The following is a 14,806-nucleotide window of genomic DNA, read 5'->3' as shown; positions in this document are numbered from 1 at the left end:
GGTGTGCGTCCGGAACCAAGGAACGAATGAGCAGGGAAAGGCTGGAGTCACATGCGACAGCGCCATCTGGGAGATCTGCAGGTTTCCGCCATCGGCCTCGGCTGCATGGGCATGTCCGCCTTCTACGGCACCGCCGACCAGGACGAGGGCGCACAGACCATCCGCCGTGCGCGGGAACTGGGCATCACCTTCCTCGACACCGCGCAGCTCTACGGGCCGCTCACCAACGAGACACTGATCGGCGAGGCGATCCGCGGGCACCGGGACGAGTACGTCATCGCCACGAAGTTCAACTACCGGATGGACGACGCCGTCCCCGGCGACATGGGCAGCATCGGCCCGCAGGACGGCTCGGCCGAGCACGTGCGCAGCTCCGTCCACGGTTCGCTGCGGCGTCTCGGCACCGACCACATCGACCTCTACTACCAGCACCGCGTCGACCCGAACGTGCCGATCGAGGAGACCGTAGGCGCCATGGCCGAGCTGGTCGCCGAGGGCAAGGTGCGGCACATCGGGCTGAGCGAGGCGGGCGCCGAGACGATCCGGCGTGCCCACGCGGTGCACCCGATCGCGGCGGTGCAGACCGAGTACTCGCTGTGGACCCGCGACCCGGAGGACGAGGTGCTCCCCGCCTGCCGGGAGCTGGGCATCGGGTTCGTCCCGTACTCGCCGCTGGGCCGTGGTTTCCTGGCCGGCCGGTTCTCCTCCCCCGACGACCTCGACGCGAACGACTGGCGCCGCACCGGCCCCCGCTTCACCGGCGACAACCTGGCGGCGAACCTGCGGCTCGCCGAGAAGGTGAAGGAGATCGCCGCGGAGAAGGACGTCACCCCGGCCCAGCTGGCGCTGGCCTGGGTGCTGGCCCAGGGCGAGCACATCGTCCCGATCCCGGGCACCAAGCGCCGTGCCTATCTGGAGCAGAACGCCGGCGCCGTGGACGTCGACCTGACCAAGGAGGACCTGGCCCGCATCGACGCCGAGGTGCCGAAGGCCGCGGGCGAACGCTACGACGAGTCCGGGATGCGGAGCGTGAACCTCTAGGGCCACGCCACCCGTCCGCCTCGCGGTGGCCGGGCACGGACCGGTGACGCACGCTGGGAGGCATGGGGAGCCGGTGGAGCGCCGCGGGGCGGCGACAGACATGGCAGTCCGCGCACGCGCTGCTGCTGCTCCCGGTGCTGCTCATCGTGGCGATCGCCGTGGCGGCCATCGAATCGCCGCCCGACGTCCACCTGGGGCCGACCCTGGTGATCGCTCCCGCGCTCACCCCGTCATTCGCAGGGGCCCGCGCCACGGCGCTGGTGGCGGCGCTGGCGGTGGCCGCCCAGGTGGTGATCGGCGTGTTCCACGGCGGTCTGATGAGCGCGAACCACATGGTGCAGATCGTCACCCTGACGCTGCTCTCCGTGATGGTGACGGTCTACGCCGCGATGCGTGACCGGCGCCGGGCCCAGCTGGCCCAGGTCCGCTCGGTCGCGGAGGCCGCGCAGCACGTGCTGATGTGGCCGCTGCCCGAGCACATCGGCCCGCTGCGGATCGCCTCGCTCTACCTGGCCGCCGAGGACGAGGCGCAGATCGGCGGCGACCTGTACGCGGCCACCCACGCGGGCGGGCAGGTCCGGGTGCTGATCGGCGATGTCCGCGGCAAGGGGCTGGCCGCGATCGGCGAGGCGGCGCTGCTGCTCAGCGCCTTCCGGGAGTCCGCCCACCGGGACATCACCCTGCCGGAGCTGGCCGCCGTGCTGGAACAGAGCGTGACCCGGTACGCGGCGGACATGGAGTCGCCGGAGGAGGCTGGTGAGCGGTTCGCGACCGCTCTGCTGATCGAGATCCCGGACCTGGACCCGATCACCCGGATGACCAGCTGCGGCCATCCGCCGCCCCTGCTGCTGAGCCCCGGGCACGCGGTCACCGTCCCGAGCCTGCATCCGTCGCCGCCGCTCGGCGTGCAGGGGACGCGGGCCACGGAGCACATCGTGGACGTGTTCTCCTTCGAGCCGGGCGACACCCTGCTGCTGTACACCGACGGGGTCGTCGAGGCGCGGGACGTCCGGCACCGCTTCTATCCGCTCGCGGACCGGGTGGCGCAGTGGACCGACTCCTCCCCGGAGGCGCTGATCCACCACGTCCGGCGGGACCTGATGACCCACGCCGGCGGCCATCTCGGCGACGACGCGGCCCTGATCGCCCTGCACCGCACCCCGAGCGTGCACCGGCATCAGCACGGGATCCTCGGCCGCGGCGGCGCCCGGGCCGCGGCCGGGGACGTCTCGGAACTCCCTGGTCTGTGACTCCAGGTAGGCCCGCAGGAGGGTGAGCTTCGCGCCGCTGTCCGCCACCGCGACCGTGCCGAAGTCCGCGCCGGGCTCCGTCGTCCGCGGGGTGTCGGCGGCGGGGGCGGGCCAGCCGGCCAGGGAGTCGCCGTCCGCCTCGCCGGTGGCGGCGAAGCGGGCGACGCAGGAGGCCGTGTGCCGCAGCGGCAGCCGAGCAGGTAGTCGGCGTCGGAGCCCTGGAAGCCGCCGGTGGCGGTTGCCCGAGCCACCGTAACCGGACTCGGCGGTCAGCTCGGGGTGGGCCTCGCGCCGTGCAGCCGGCCGAGGACGGGGCGGCGGTCGACGAGGTGGCGCTGTACGCCGCGCTTGTCCGAACCGCGCCCCGCCGTCCAGATGTCGAGGTTCAGGCAGTCCTCGCCGAACTCGGGCAGCCGGTCGTCCGGGATACCCGTGACCGGCTGCGGCAGGCCGGGCCCCGGAGGCGGCGGCGCGTACCCCGGCCCAGGACGAGGCCGGCCGCGGCGGGTGCCGGCGGGCAGCTCCGGCGGTGGAGTCGGCGTACGGGAGGCCCTTGAAGACGCTGCCCCCGCAGGCCGCCCGGGACTCCGGTGGCCCGGCCGGACTCGGTGGCCACCGGGTCGACGGCGGCAGCGTTCCGGCCCGCCAACCGGCCGGCGTGGACAGCGTGTCCGCGTCCTTCGCGGGGCCCCCTTTCGGGTCGTGGGGGATGCCGACGAGAAACCCGGCGCCGGCCCGGGACGCACGGCAGGCGCGAACGGACTACTCACGGCAGGTCAACAGCGTTGGGCGGCAAGGGAGTTGTATCCTCTGTTCAATTGTCTTTGGGTCAAAGTTAAGTCGTGAGGGTGGTCTTGACCATTGCCCGAATGCCAGACTCCGCATCGCCTTTCAGAGACAGGGAGTCGACATGTCCGACCTGCAATCCCCCACCCGCAGACGGCCGCTCCGCAAAGCCCTCGCCGCCGCGATCGGAGCCCTCGCGCTGGTCGTCGCCGTGCCCGCCACCGCACACGCCAGCGTCCTGACCCTGCTGCCACAGAACGCCGACGGACTGGAGCAGAGCTTCTCCCCGGCCTACGACTACGACGGCGACGGCTGCTACACCACCGCCGCGATCGGCGCCGACGGCACCCTCAACCCCGGCCTTGGGCTGGGCGGTGACGTCAACGGCCACTGCCATGACTACGCGCAGCTGGCCAACGCCAACACCTACTCGCGCGAGAAGTGCAACAACGGCTGGTGCGCGGTGATGTACGCCAGCTACTTCGAGAAGGACCAGGCGACGTACGGGCCGCTGGCCATCGGCCACCGGCACGACTGGGAACACGTCATCGTGTGGATCCAGAACAACCAGGTGCAGTACGTCTCGGTGTCCCAGCACAGCAGTTATCAGGTGGCGGCCGCCTCGGCGATCCGGTTCGACGGCACCCACCCGAAGATCGTGTACCACAAGGACGGCCTGTCCACGCACGACTTCCGCTTCGCCAACTCCAACGACGACCCGCCCGAGAACGTGACCGGCGGCTGGTTCTTCCCGCGCCTGGTGGGCTGGGACGGCTATCCGGCGGGTTACCGCGACAAGTTGATGAACGCCGATTTCGGCGATGCCACCATCAAGATCAAGGACGGCTCCTTCGAGTCCAACCTCGCGTACTCGATGCCCTCGGGGATCAGCTTCGACCCGAACGCCTGAGTCACCCGCGGCCCTCGACGAGCCGGGCCAGGTTGTCGAGGGCCATCCGGGTGCCCAGTTCGTCGTCCTCGGGGCGGACGCCCCCGGGGATGCCCTCATGCAGGACCTCGACGTCCGTGCCGCCGCCGGCCGCGGTCAGGGCCGTCGTCATCGTCATGGTGCCGCGTACGGTGTCGTCGTCGGTCTCGAAGTCGATGACCTCGACGACGAGGCGGTCCGGGACCAGCCGGGCGAAGTGCCCCCGGTAGGTGTCGGTGTGCCCGCCGGACTTCCCGGCGCGGCCCGGGTCGTCGTAGTCGAGGGAGACCCGGAATTCGCCGCCCTCCCGGGCGTCGAAGGCGTGGACCCGGGCGGTCATGCCGTCCGGTGCCCGCCAGGCGGCGACCGCCTCCGGGTCGAGCAGCGCCCGGTAGACGGCGGCCGGTGTCGCCTGCACCCGCCGGGTGACGCGCGTGCTGTTCATGGCCCCACGGTACCCGCGCGCGGACCGTGCCGGGGCCCGGAAGGTGAGCCGGGCCCCGGCACGGAGCCCTGGGTCACGGCTTGCGGGCGACCGCTCCGTACATCGCGATGTCCTCGTCGCGGATGCCTTCATCGCCGGTGCCGTCCGGGTGCCACTTGTGCACCTGGACGATGCCCGGCTCGACCAGCTCCAGGCCCTCGAAGAACGCCTCGGCCTCGTCGATGGTGCGCAGCCGCATCGGCATGTTGCGGGCCGCGTACTCGCGGGCGACCCGGCCCACCTCCTCCGGCGCGAACTCGGCGGTGCCGATGGACATCGCCAGATAGCTGCCGGAGGGCAGCCGCTCCAGCAGCCGTCGTACGACACCCACCGCGTCGTCCGCGTCCAGCATGAAGTGCACGATGGCGATCACCGTGAGCGCCACCGGCTGGTCGAGGTCGAGGGTCTCGCGCAGCTCGGGGGCGTCGAAGAGGTCCGTCAGGTCCCGGAAGTCCGCCTCGATGTACGCGGTCCTGCCCTCGGGCGTGCTGGAGAGCAGGCCCTGGGACAGGGTGAGGACGATGGGGTCGTTGTCCACGTAGACGACCCGGGAGTCGGGGGAGACCGCCTGGGCTATCTCGTGCAGGTTCGGGGAGGTGGGTATGCCGGTGCCCACGTCCAGGAACTGGCGCATCCCCGCCTCCTCGGCGAGCCAGCGCACAGCGCGGTTCATCCAGTCGCGGTTGGCCCGCATGTGGACCGGGAGCGCGGGCCACTCCCGGGACATGGCGTCGCCCGCCTCCTGATCGGCGGGGTAGTAGTCCTTGCCGCCCAGGATGTAGTCGTAGATGCGGGCGGAGTGCGCGTTCTCGGTGTCGATGCGGTCGGCCGGCCATCCGTTGTCGGGCAACGCCGTGTCTCCCATTCGGGTGAGGTGAGGGGGTGGGGGGTGGTGGTGTCAGGGGTGGGGGGTTCGTTCAACGATCAGCTATAGCAAGGAAGTTCCGGTAACACGTCTCACATCAGGAAGTCGGCGTCACCCGCCTTCACACCGGACAGGAACGTGGTCATCTCGCGGGGCGTGAAGACCAGCGCCGGGCCGTCCGGGTCGGTCGACTGGCGTACCGCCACCCGCCCGTCGGCGAGCTTCTTGACTTCCACGCAGGCGCCCCCGGCGTCGTCGCTCCACGGCTTGGACCAGCCGCGCGCGCCGAGTTGCCGGGACGGGATGCCGTTGTGTATGGGGTGGTGCACTCAGAGCTCCTCGCGAATCGCACCGAGGATGACCTCGGTCTTCCTGGCGGGCGCCGCCTGGGCGCCCAACCGGTCCAGGGCCTCGCGGTAGACCACGACGTCCTCGCTCTTGTCCAGGTAGACGGCGCCCACCAGGCCGTTGAGATAGACGATGTCGGGCAGTTCGGGAGCCCGGAACCGGAAGAGGTGGTACGCACCCGCGCGCATGGCCGGGTGCGGGCCGTTGGCGAACGGCATGATCTGCAGGGTGACGTTGGGCAGCCGGTTGATCTCGATCAGATGGTCGATCTGGGCCCGCATCACCCCGGCGCCGCCGACCGGCCAGCGCAGCACCGTCTCGTCCATCACGACCCACAGCCTGGGCGGCGACTCACGGGTGAGCAGTTCCTGACGGCGCATGCGCAGCGCCACCCGGCGCTCGGTGGCCTCGGCCGGGGCGTGCGGGTTGCCGGCGCCGAGCAGGGCGGCGGCGTACTCGCGGGTCTGCAGCAGGCCGTGCACGAACTCGTTCTCGTAGGCGCGGATCTGCGACGCCGCCTGTTCCAGGCTCAGATACGCCGCGAACCAGTCCGGCATCACGTCACGGTAGGTGTGCCACCAGCCCCGCTTGTTGGCCTCGCGCACCGACTGGAGGAAGGTGTCGACCTCCTGTTGGTCCGTCACACCGTAGGTCTGCAGCAGCTTCTCGGCGTCGGCCAGCCGGAGCCGGGCCACCTTGGCGGCCTCCATCCGGCGGATCGTGGAGTGACTGACGCCGATCGCGGTGCCGGCCTGCTCGAAGCTCAGGCCCGCCCGGGTCCGCATCTCCTCCAGCTGCCGGCCGAGGATCATGCGCAGGACGGAAGGGGCACCGCCCCAGTCGGTCTCCGAGGTCACGCCCTACCCCCTCGCACCAGGTTTCAGGGTCACCGTCTCACACGCTCGTGATCGGCTCGCGGACTCATTCGATCACTTCCTGTCGGGAGCAGCATGCACTTCGCTTCTTGCAATTTTCAACTTGCCGGTTGCGAGACGATGTTGGCAGATGCCAGAGTGGAGTTACTGCTCCGGCCGACCAAGGAGCAGGCGAAGCAGTCCAGTTGGGGGAGACTGAACTGCGACCCGATGTCGTCCAGGCACCGGTCGTCGTCTGCCCCCCGAGCGGCCCGGGCGGACGCGACCGCTCAGCCCCCCACGCTGCGAAGCCGGACGAAAGGCGCACGGCGATGGCCCCGCCCTCTCTCCCCCAGCCGCTCGACCGACTGCCCGACGGCCGGATACCCGGCCCGCCCCGACCGGCCCTCGCGGCCGGTGCCGAGGGCCCGCACCGCCCGTCGGAGGCCACGGGCATCCCCCGACCACCCGGAGGCGAACGCCTCGGTCGACTCCCTGGGCCGCAAGGCCCCGACCGGTTCGCCTCCGGGGACCGGCCCGCCCCGCACAGCCTGGCGTTCGACCTGGCACCCACGCCCCGCGCGGTGGGCAACGCCCGCCGCAGCGTGGGCGAGCTGCTGACCTCGTGGGGCGTGTGCGAGGAGGCCCGCGACAACGCGGTCCTGGTCACCTCCGAACTGGTCACCAACTCCATCGTCCACTCGGCCGGCCGGCGGATCATCTGCCGGGTGCACGCCGCCGTCGACCGGATCCGTGTCGAGGTCGAGGACCAGAGCGGGAGCTTCACGCTCCCGGCGCCGCGGCAGGCCAGACCGGACGAGCAGAACGGGCGCGGGCTCTTCCTGGTCGACGCGCTCAGCCTCGACTGGGGCGTCACGGTCGCACCGGAGGGATCCTCCGCACGGGTCGTCTGGGCCGAGCTGTCCACGGCACCGGGCTGACCGCCCGTCCCCCGCATCCCAGGAAGCACGTCGTCCCATGAACCATCCCCCCGCACCCGTCCTCGCCGCCGACCCGTCCTGGACCCGCACCCGTCCGAAGCCCGGCCCCGGCCAACCCCACACCACCCGGGCGGACTGACCCGCTCCCCGTCCCGCCCCGCGGCCCGGGCCTCCCGCGAGGCCCGGGCCCGCGTGCGTCCGCAGCCGGCGCCCGGCACGGGATGCGGCCTCCGTGGTCGCGCCGCATGATCGGGGGAAGGGGCCCCGGCGGAAGGCGGCACCCCGATGAAACCGACGGTCGACGAGGCCATCGCCCGCGTGGCCAGGGCCGCCGAGTGGGCCCTCGTGGACACCGTCCCGCTGGACTTCGTCTGCCACCGCCCGCAGGGCATGGACCGGGCCGACGGCAGCTTCTTCGTGAGCAGCTCGGAGGTCCTGCGGCCGGCCGGGGCCGCTGCGGGCCCGGACGGGCCGTCGTACACCCCGGGCACCGGCCGTGGGCACCTCTTCGAGATGAGCGGGCGCGGGCGGCTGCTGCGGCACTGGGAGCTCGGCGAGGAGACCGTCTACCACGCCGGCGGCCTCACCCACGACGGGCAGTTCGTGTGGGTCGCGGTGGCCGAGGACCGGCCCGACTCGCGGTCCATCGTGTACCGCCTGGACCCGGCGACCGGCGAGGTGGAGGAGATGTTCCGCTACCCCGACCACCTCCGAGGCATCGCCCGTGATCCCGAGACCGGTCTGCTGCACGCGGCGACCTGGGGCGGCCGGCGGATCCTGGTGCTGTCCACGGACGGCGAGCCCGTCGACGGGGCCCCCTTGCCGGGCCGCCGCGTCGACGTCCACGACTGCGCGGCGGTCACCGCCCTCTCCCCCGCCGGGCGGGCGGTCACCGTGCGAGCCGTGGACTTCGAGATCGCCGGCACCGATCTGCTCCGGATGTACGCGCTGCCCGACGACTCCTCGGCACCGGGGAAGGCGTGCCTGCTGGTCCTGGAGGCGGCGCTGCGCGGCTGACATCCGGGGGACGGCCGCCGGTCAGTGCGTCGCGTGCGCCAGCAACGCCGTCGCCGCGGAGCGCAGTTGTGCCGCCGCGGCCGCGCAGGCCGTCGCCTGCCGCTCCAGGGCGGTCCCGCTCCACTCGGGAGCCCCGGTGCGCCCGGCCAGGGTGTCCGCGGCGCCGCGCAGCCGTCGCGCGTAGCCGTCCATCCGGTCCGCGTCGACTCTCAGATCGTCGACGTAGGCGAGGAGTTCGGGGGCGGCGGAACGGGGTTCGGTGGTCATGGGGGGTGCACCTGTTCTCGGGCTCAGCGCGGCAGCGGCGCGCCGGCGCTTCTGTGGGCCCTGAACCGTGGGCTGGTCAGGACGAACCCGGGCCGGAGGGTGTCCAGTTCGAGGATCTGGAGGTGGCGGGCCAGCGGTCCGTGCCCGCCGTCGAGCCGCAGCCGTACCCGGGGACGGGTGTGGACGCGCGGTCGGCCGTCGGCACGGACCAGGGTGCGTACGGTGCGGTCGCCCCGGCGGCCGTAGAGCACCCAGTCCGCCTCCGGGCAGCGCACTCCGGGGCCGGGGCCGCCCTCGACGCCCAGGCCCAGTTCCGGTGCCTCGACCCGCAGTTCACCACCCTGCAGGAGGACCTCGGCGGAACCGTGCACGGCCGGCTGGGCCCAGAGCTCCTCGGCCACCGCCCGCGCCTCCTCGGTGCCGACGGCGAGCGCGACGACGTACCGCCCGGTGCGCCGCAGGTCGACGCGGCGCAGCAGGTCCCTGGCCAGGTCGTACGGGCGCGGCCGCCACAGGTCGTCGACCAGGACGGACAGGCTGAGTTCGGTGTAGGGGCCGATGGTGGTGCAGCGGTGCTCGTAGAGGGAGAGCACGGCCAGGGCCCGGCGCCCGAAGCGGGCGGGGACCAGCCAGGTGACGTCCGGCAGCAGGCTGCGGGCGACGTCGGCGTCGACCGGGTAGCACAGGTGCGCGGCGGACGAGTCGTAGTAGCGGACCGGCACGTCGACCGGGCCCGCCGAGGTGGGGACGCTGGTGGTGGGGACGGTCAGCAGGGGGTGGCCCTCGGGCGGGTGGGCGCGGTTTTCGAGCCGGTAGACACGGGTGCGTTCCACCGGGCCCCGGTAGGACGTGAGGGCCTCGTCGACGTCCCGGGTGACCTGCGGGATCACGGTCTCCAGATGGTCGATGTAGACGCGGAGCAGGTGACAGCGCGGGAACTCGGGGTCCGGACCGGTGTAGACGGCCCGGTAGCGGTTGGGGTGCGGGCCGGGGGCTGCGCCCCTGTCGCCGCCGTCGAGGGCCGGGACGATGTCGTGCCGGTTGGTGATGCAGGCGAGCCAGGTGCGGGGGTCGGCGGGTTCCCGGTGGCCGACCGGCGCGCCGACGGCCACCACGTGCGTGACCCGGTAGGCGCGGCAGAACTCCTCGTCCCGGGCGAGGTTCAGCAGTGCGATGCCGCCCTCGCCGTGTCCGACGAGCGCGAGGTCGGCGCCGCGCGGGACGCCGTGGTCCCGGATCGCCAGCAGGACCGAGCGGGTGTAGGGCGAGTCGGCCGCGAACAGGTTGCGCCAGGCGTCGGCGAAGTCCTGCGGGGAGTCGTCGCGGGGACGGCCGGGGGCCGTGCCGGGTGCCTGGACCACGTACCGGAGCACGCCGTCGGGGCCGCGCACCTCCTGGACCAGCATCCGGCTCTCGGCGTCGAGGACGTCCAGGTTGCGCAGGAAGGCGAGCAGGGAGCCCCTGGTGGCGAGGGACCGCGCCTCCCGGGCGGACGGTTCGACGGCCTGCACGGCGCCCTCGCCGCGGTCCGGGGCGGCCGGGTGGGCGGCGCTGATACCCCGCACCGGGTCGGCGGCCAGCTCACGGCCGGCGGTGAGTGCCCAGGCAGTCTCGTCACTGACCGGATCCTCGCCCAGCAGGCCGCGGACGGCGAGGAGTTCGGCGAGGATCGGGGCCAGTGCGGACAGCGCCCGCCGGGCCTGCCGGTCCTTGAAGAGGGCCCGCAGCGCGCGGACGGCCTCCAGGTCCCGGTCGGCGCCGAGCACGGCGGTCAGCCGGCGCATGCCAGGGTCCCGCCCGAACTCGGGGTGGTCGAGCAGGACGGCGGCGATCCTCAGCCGCAACGAGGTGACCGCCACCGACGCGGCCAGGCTCTCCCGGCCCAGCGCCTCCCCCGCCGCGCCGAGGAGACGGCCCACGCCGTCCGGGGCCACGATCGCCGCTCCGCCGAGCCCCCGCCGGTCGGTGAGCGCCCGCAGCAGCGCCCAGCGGGCGGCGTATCCGGTGCGCGGGCGGCGGCGCGCGGAACCCGTCAGCGCCGGGGCGAAGAGGACCGAGCTGGTCCGTGCGCAGACCTCGCGGATGCCTTCGGCGACGTCCACGACGTCCCGGGCGCACTCCCGCAGCAGTTCCTCCGTGGGCGGCCCGCCGGCATGCCGGTGCGCTGCCATCCGGCGCTCCCTCGGATCGACGACATGGCCTGGTCCCATCGTGTGCCCTGGGCCCGGTGCGCGCACCTTCGTCCGTGCGGGTGACGGAGCGCGTCGCGCGGGGCGCGTCAGGCGTCGTCGGCGAGGCCGGCGGCGACGGTCGCGCCGAGCTCCCAGCACGCCTCGATGTCCGCCGTGCCGGGCTCGCCCGTCACCGTGACCGGCTGAGCCGCCCGGCGCCAGCCGAGGCCGGTGGTGATGGCGTCGAGGGCGCGCAGGGCGCCGGTGACGTCGTTGCCGCCGTGCACGTAGGCGCCGAAGGGACGGCCCCGCGTCTCGTCCAGGCAGGGGTAGTAGATCTGGTCGAAGAAGTGCTTGAGGGCGCCGGAGACGTAGCCGAGGTTGGCCGGGGTGCCGAGGAGGTAGCCGTCGGCCGTGAGGACGTCGGAGACCGTGGCGGACAGCGCCGCCCGCCGCACGACCCGGACGCCCTCGATCTCCGGGGCCGTCGCCCCGGAGACCACGGCCTCGAACATGGCCTGGCAGTGCGGTGAGGGGGTGTGATGGACGATCAGCAAGGTAGCCACACCGGCACCCTGCCGTGCGCGGCCCGCCGGCGGCAAACGGCGGGCCGCCGGTCAAGGCTGTGCGGCTGGTCGGCCGTGTCGGAGCCCTCCGTTACAGTGACGCGCCGGGACGCCGAAGGGGAGGCAACGGGTGGGGAGCCTGGGGAGGCGAGCCGTACCGCTCGCACTGCTGGCCGGGATGCTGACGGGTTGCGGGGTGTCGGCGCGCGCGACCGGCGTCACGGAGTCGGGACATGCGTCCGGTGCGGCGGCTCGGCGCGGGGGCACGGTCGGCGCCGCCGGTTCGGCCTGTGCGCTGCCGGTCACGTTCGACATCGCCCGCGGCTGGCGGGCGGCGGCCGTGGAAGGCCCGGCCGCGGGCGTCTCGGACGCCGATCTGGCGGAGAGCCTGCTGCGGCAGGGTCCGGTGACCCTGGTCTGCGAGATCGACGCCAAGCCCGCCGGGTCCATCGGCTTTCTGCGGGTGTCGACGGGGAAGCCGGGCAGCGGTGACGCCGGCGCGGTGCTCCGGGCCTTCGTGGCCGCCGAGGACGGCACCAGCGGAGCGAGGTACCGGCCCTTCACGTTCACGTCCGGCGGGCCGGCCGGGGTACGGGTCGACTACGTCCACACCAGCGAGCTGCTGGGCGAGAGCAAGCGGGAGTCCGCACTGGCCGTGGTCACGCCCCGCGGGCCCGTCGTCCTGCACCTGGGCGGGCTCGACAGCGCGGAGCACGACGCGATGCTCCCCGCGTTCGAGCTCGCCCGGCAGACGCTGCGCACCGCCTGACCCCGGCACGGGGGCCGGGGCCGGACGCGCCGTCTCCGCCGGGCCGGGGCCCGGCGGAGACGCGTCGCCTGGGTCAGGACGACCTCCACCGGGTGCGCCACAGCAGCACGAACCCGGCGGCCAGCAGCAGTCCGCCGAAGGCGGCCGGCCAGAGGCTGGTTCCGGTCTCGGCGAGATCACCCTGGACGGCCTGCGGCTCGGTCTGGGGCGCGGTGGACGGGTTCTGCCCGCCGGCCGGAGCGGCACCGGCGGTGCTCGCCGCGTCGGCCGGGGCCTGGGTCTCGGGCCGCTCGGTCGGCTTGCTGATGACTCCGCCTCCCGTGCCCGAGGACTTCTTCGGCGAAGCGCTCGTGTAGACGTGCGGCAGACCGGAGTCGCCGGAGCCGGACCTCGTGGCCGACGGCTCGGCCGCGGGCTCGGAGGGCTCGGCGCTCTGCGTCTGGGCCGGCGGGTCGGCCGGGGCCGCCGTGTCGCTCGGCTCGGTGACCGGGCTCGCGGTGCCGGACGGCGGGTTCTCCGGGGTCGCCGACTCGGACGGGCCGGGTTCGGCGCTCTGCGACGGCGGCTGCTCGTCGGCCCCCGCGCCGCAGGTACGGCCGGAGTTGATGCAGCCGACCATCTTCCGCATCAGGTCCTCGTCGAAGACGTTGATGAAGTCGCCGTGGTCGGTGACCGGCTTGTGCAGCTGCTCGGGGAACGAGTCCACCGCGAACAGCGGGACCGTCCGGCCGCCGTCCTGAAGGCTCGGCGCGTCCACGTCGTAGACGATGCGCTGCACCAGCTGCGGGATGGCCTCGAATCCGGCCGGGCAGCTGCCGTCGGCGGCCTCGAACGCCACATGGGTGCGGTGGTTGGCGCTGTCGATGTTCCGGCCGTCCCAGCAGCTCTGGAACCGGAACGTACGCACCACGTCACTGCCGGAGGGACAGAGCGGGTACTTGTCCTTGAGCTGCCGGTCCTCGAAACCGGTGCAGCTCCAGGAGGCGTTCGCGTTGGCCGGGCCGTTGACGAAGGACTTGGCGTCACCGGTGATGATGCGCAGCAGCCGCGGCATCTCGGTGACCTTGGAGGTCGGGTTGCCCTGGAAGGTGAGCGTGACCTCCTTCGCCGTCACGATCTGCCCGGCGTTGCCCTCGGTGCCGCCGCCCGGCTTGCCGGCGTCCCGCTCCTGCGTGCCGTTCTGCAGGCGCAGCACGGGCCAGTAGTACGTGGACTTGTCGCCCTGGTCCGCACAGCTCGTGTCGGCCTTCGCGAGGTCGTCGTCGCTGGCGAAGGCGTTGTTGGACTGGTTGCCGATGTAGTCGTGGAAGTGGTGCGCGCCGTTGGAGACACCCGGCGCCACGATCACGTTGTCCGAGTTGAACAGCCCGTTGGCGTTGACACCGCAGCTGGAGGAGAAGGTGCCGGTGGAACCGCCGGACTGCTCGGCCGGGGTCGTGACATTGGGCTGGACGGTAGTGATGTCGGCGTAGTCGGCGGCGACGGGGCCGTTGCCGCCCTGGCCGCCGATGCCGGTCCCGGCGCCGGCACCGGCGCTCGCGCTCTGGCTCGGTGTGGCGCCGTCCTGCGGCGACGCCGACTGGCCGCCGCCCTGGTCCGAGGAGCGCAGGGTGCAGGCGGCTAGGTCGTCGAGGCCCTCGGGGCGGTCGCCCTCCCGGCCGATGGCGTCGGCGACGCGCTGGAGGGATTCGGACCGCTTCTCCTTCAGCGGACCCAGAATCGTCTGGTCGGCGAGAGAGGGGTCCTGCCGGATCGCCGCCGCCGACTCCTTGAGCTGCTGGTAGGCGGCCGCGATCTGCTGGTCCAGCTGCGCGAGTTCACCGTCGACGTCGGCCCGGGCCGCGTCGGGCACGTCCGTCAGACGGCTGCCGACGTCGGGGCAGTAGACGGTCGGCGCGGACAGCACCTGGGCGGTCTGCCCGGCCTGCTGGTCCGAACCGCCTTCGGTGGCCGAGGCGTAGACGTTCACCGCGACCAGTGTTGCGCCGCCGAGCATGAGGGCGACCGCTGCGAAGGTCGCTCGTTGTGCGCCGGTCGGGCGTCTGCGCCTGTTGGGTCTCAAGGTCGTTCCCCTGCGTGTCGTGGTCGGGCGGGCCGGACATGGAAATCCCCCGGCCTATACGCGGCCCGGCGCCACCGTGTTCAACGGCCCCACGAATTCACGGCGATCTCATAGGAAGCAGCCGTCCGGTCACCCACGACACCGCTCCGGCACCTCGAACGCTACGACGAACATCACAATTACGTATCGGACATTAGCCACTTCAACCTTCACACGAGTGACACAAGTTGGCTAAGTTGACGGGCAAGCCGCTCGGCTCCCCCCGGCGAATCCCGTCGGGCCGCGCGGCCTCCGCCCAATCCGGTGCCCAACGGGGCCTCCCGGAGCCGGGGACCCAACCGAACCACTGGGGTGAATCGGCCAACTGCCCTGAGGGGCGACGGCCGTAGGGCATGCCTTCCGGATCGACCCGCCCGAACCCGACAGCTAACCCGGTCGGCGGAGTACGGAAGGAGCA

14 protein-coding genes and 1 riboswitch are annotated in these 14,806 nt (G+C 72.9%); of the genes, 6 read left to right on the top strand and 8 right to left on the bottom strand.

The window, feature by feature from the left end:
* Window positions 1-51 precede the first annotated feature (51 nt).
* From ACZ4O3_RS22855 to ACZ4O3_RS22845, 3 genes are all read left to right on the top strand, one after another.
* Complete coding sequence (locus ACZ4O3_RS22855; protein WP_362729733.1) at window positions 52-1,041, top strand: aldo/keto reductase; 990 nt, start codon at window positions 52-54, stop codon at window positions 1,039-1,041.
* A 62-nt stretch (window positions 1,042-1,103) separates the two neighbouring features.
* Window positions 1,104-2,291: a PP2C family protein-serine/threonine phosphatase gene (locus ACZ4O3_RS22850; RefSeq protein WP_467723926.1), complete on the top strand. Its 1,188-nt coding sequence runs from the start codon at window positions 1,104-1,106 to the stop codon at window positions 2,289-2,291.
* A 910-nt stretch (window positions 2,292-3,201) separates the two neighbouring features.
* On the top strand, window positions 3,202-3,987 hold the full coding sequence (locus ACZ4O3_RS22845; protein ID WP_362732635.1) for an NPP1 family protein: 786 nt from the start codon (window positions 3,202-3,204) through the stop codon (window positions 3,985-3,987).
* A 1-nt stretch (window position 3,988) separates the two neighbouring features.
* Here the strand turns inward: ACZ4O3_RS22845 and ACZ4O3_RS22840 are convergent, their stop codons facing one another.
* From ACZ4O3_RS22840 to ACZ4O3_RS22825, 4 genes are all read right to left on the bottom strand, one after another.
* Entirely contained in the window at window positions 3,989-4,450 is a 462-nt protein-coding gene (locus ACZ4O3_RS22840; protein WP_384989116.1) for an SRPBCC domain-containing protein, read from the bottom strand.
* A 73-nt stretch (window positions 4,451-4,523) separates the two neighbouring features.
* Complete coding sequence (locus ACZ4O3_RS22835; protein WP_362731165.1) at window positions 4,524-5,339, bottom strand: SAM-dependent methyltransferase; 816 nt, start codon at window positions 5,337-5,339, stop codon at window positions 4,524-4,526.
* 107 nt (window positions 5,340-5,446) lie between these two features.
* Entirely contained in the window at window positions 5,447-5,683 is a 237-nt protein-coding gene (locus ACZ4O3_RS22830) for a DUF397 domain-containing protein (protein ID WP_362731167.1), read from the bottom strand.
* Window positions 5,684-6,559, bottom strand: a complete 876-nt coding sequence (locus ACZ4O3_RS22825) for a helix-turn-helix domain-containing protein (RefSeq protein ID WP_467723922.1) — start codon at window positions 6,557-6,559, stop codon at window positions 5,684-5,686. It abuts the gene before it with no gap.
* Window positions 6,560-6,888: 329 nt separating this feature from the next.
* Between ACZ4O3_RS22825 and ACZ4O3_RS22820 the strand changes: the two genes are divergently transcribed.
* Both ACZ4O3_RS22820 and ACZ4O3_RS22815 read left to right on the top strand, forming a co-directional pair.
* Window positions 6,889-7,497: an ATP-binding protein gene (locus ACZ4O3_RS22820; protein ID WP_467723920.1), complete on the top strand. Its 609-nt coding sequence runs from the start codon at window positions 6,889-6,891 to the stop codon at window positions 7,495-7,497.
* Between the two features lie 285 nt (window positions 7,498-7,782).
* Window positions 7,783-8,514 (top strand): DUF6454 family protein, encoded by a 732-nt coding sequence (locus tag ACZ4O3_RS22815; protein ID WP_467723918.1) that lies wholly within the window; start codon window positions 7,783-7,785, stop codon window positions 8,512-8,514.
* A 21-nt stretch (window positions 8,515-8,535) separates the two neighbouring features.
* On the opposite strand, the gene ACZ4O3_RS22810 is transcribed toward ACZ4O3_RS22815, so the two are convergent.
* The 3 genes from ACZ4O3_RS22810 to ACZ4O3_RS22800 form a co-directional block, all read right to left on the bottom strand.
* Complete coding sequence (locus ACZ4O3_RS22810) at window positions 8,536-8,781, bottom strand: hypothetical protein (protein WP_467723917.1); 246 nt, start codon at window positions 8,779-8,781, stop codon at window positions 8,536-8,538.
* A gap of 23 nt (window positions 8,782-8,804) precedes the next feature.
* The gene (locus tag ACZ4O3_RS22805) at window positions 8,805-10,952 is read right to left on the bottom strand and encodes a hypothetical protein (protein ID WP_467723915.1); all 2,148 of its coding nucleotides are present in this window, start codon (window positions 10,950-10,952) and stop codon (window positions 8,805-8,807) included.
* 107 nt (window positions 10,953-11,059) lie between these two features.
* Window positions 11,060-11,518 (bottom strand): flavodoxin family protein, encoded by a 459-nt coding sequence (locus tag ACZ4O3_RS22800; RefSeq protein WP_467723914.1) that lies wholly within the window; start codon window positions 11,516-11,518, stop codon window positions 11,060-11,062.
* 130 nt (window positions 11,519-11,648) lie between these two features.
* Between ACZ4O3_RS22800 and ACZ4O3_RS22795 the strand changes: the two genes are divergently transcribed.
* Window positions 11,649-12,287, top strand: coding sequence for a lipoprotein (locus tag ACZ4O3_RS22795; protein WP_467723912.1), 639 nt, complete (start codon window positions 11,649-11,651; stop codon window positions 12,285-12,287).
* Window positions 12,288-12,360: 73 nt separating this feature from the next.
* On the opposite strand, the gene ACZ4O3_RS22790 is transcribed toward ACZ4O3_RS22795, so the two are convergent.
* A complete protein-coding gene (locus ACZ4O3_RS22790; protein ID WP_467724061.1) occupies window positions 12,361-14,283 on the bottom strand; it encodes a DUF1996 domain-containing protein in 1,923 nt (640 codons plus the stop codon).
* A gap of 348 nt (window positions 14,284-14,631) precedes the next feature.
* Window positions 14,632-14,806: riboswitch (cyclic di-AMP (ydaO/yuaA leader) on the top strand.

The sequence above is a fragment of the Streptomyces sp. NPDC026515 genome (assembly GCF_055567595.1).
This window is presented reverse-complemented; position numbering and strand designations above follow the sequence as displayed.

Excerpts from the sequence above, each read along its gene's own strand:
- ACZ4O3_RS22855 (WP_362729733.1), top strand. The coding sequence starts at position 52 with ATGCGACAGCGCCATCTGGGAGATCTGCAGGTTTCCGCCATCGGCCTC.
- ACZ4O3_RS22850 (WP_467723926.1), top strand. The coding sequence starts at position 1,104 with ATGGGGAGCCGGTGGAGCGCCGCGGGGCGGCGACAGACATGGCAGTCC.
- ACZ4O3_RS22845 (WP_362732635.1), top strand. The coding sequence starts at position 3,202 with ATGTCCGACCTGCAATCCCCCACCCGCAGACGGCCGCTCCGCAAAGCC.
- ACZ4O3_RS22840 (WP_384989116.1), bottom strand. The coding sequence starts at position 4,450 with ATGAACAGCACGCGCGTCACCCGGCGGGTGCAGGCGACACCGGCCGCC.
- ACZ4O3_RS22820 (WP_467723920.1), top strand. The coding sequence starts at position 6,889 with ATGGCCCCGCCCTCTCTCCCCCAGCCGCTCGACCGACTGCCCGACGGC.
- ACZ4O3_RS22815 (WP_467723918.1), top strand. The coding sequence starts at position 7,783 with ATGAAACCGACGGTCGACGAGGCCATCGCCCGCGTGGCCAGGGCCGCC.
- ACZ4O3_RS22810 (WP_467723917.1), bottom strand. The coding sequence starts at position 8,781 with ATGACCACCGAACCCCGTTCCGCCGCCCCCGAACTCCTCGCCTACGTC.
- ACZ4O3_RS22805 (WP_467723915.1), bottom strand. The coding sequence starts at position 10,952 with ATGGCAGCGCACCGGCATGCCGGCGGGCCGCCCACGGAGGAACTGCTG.
- ACZ4O3_RS22790 (WP_467724061.1), bottom strand. The coding sequence starts at position 14,283 with ATGCTCGGCGGCGCAACACTGGTCGCGGTGAACGTCTACGCCTCGGCC.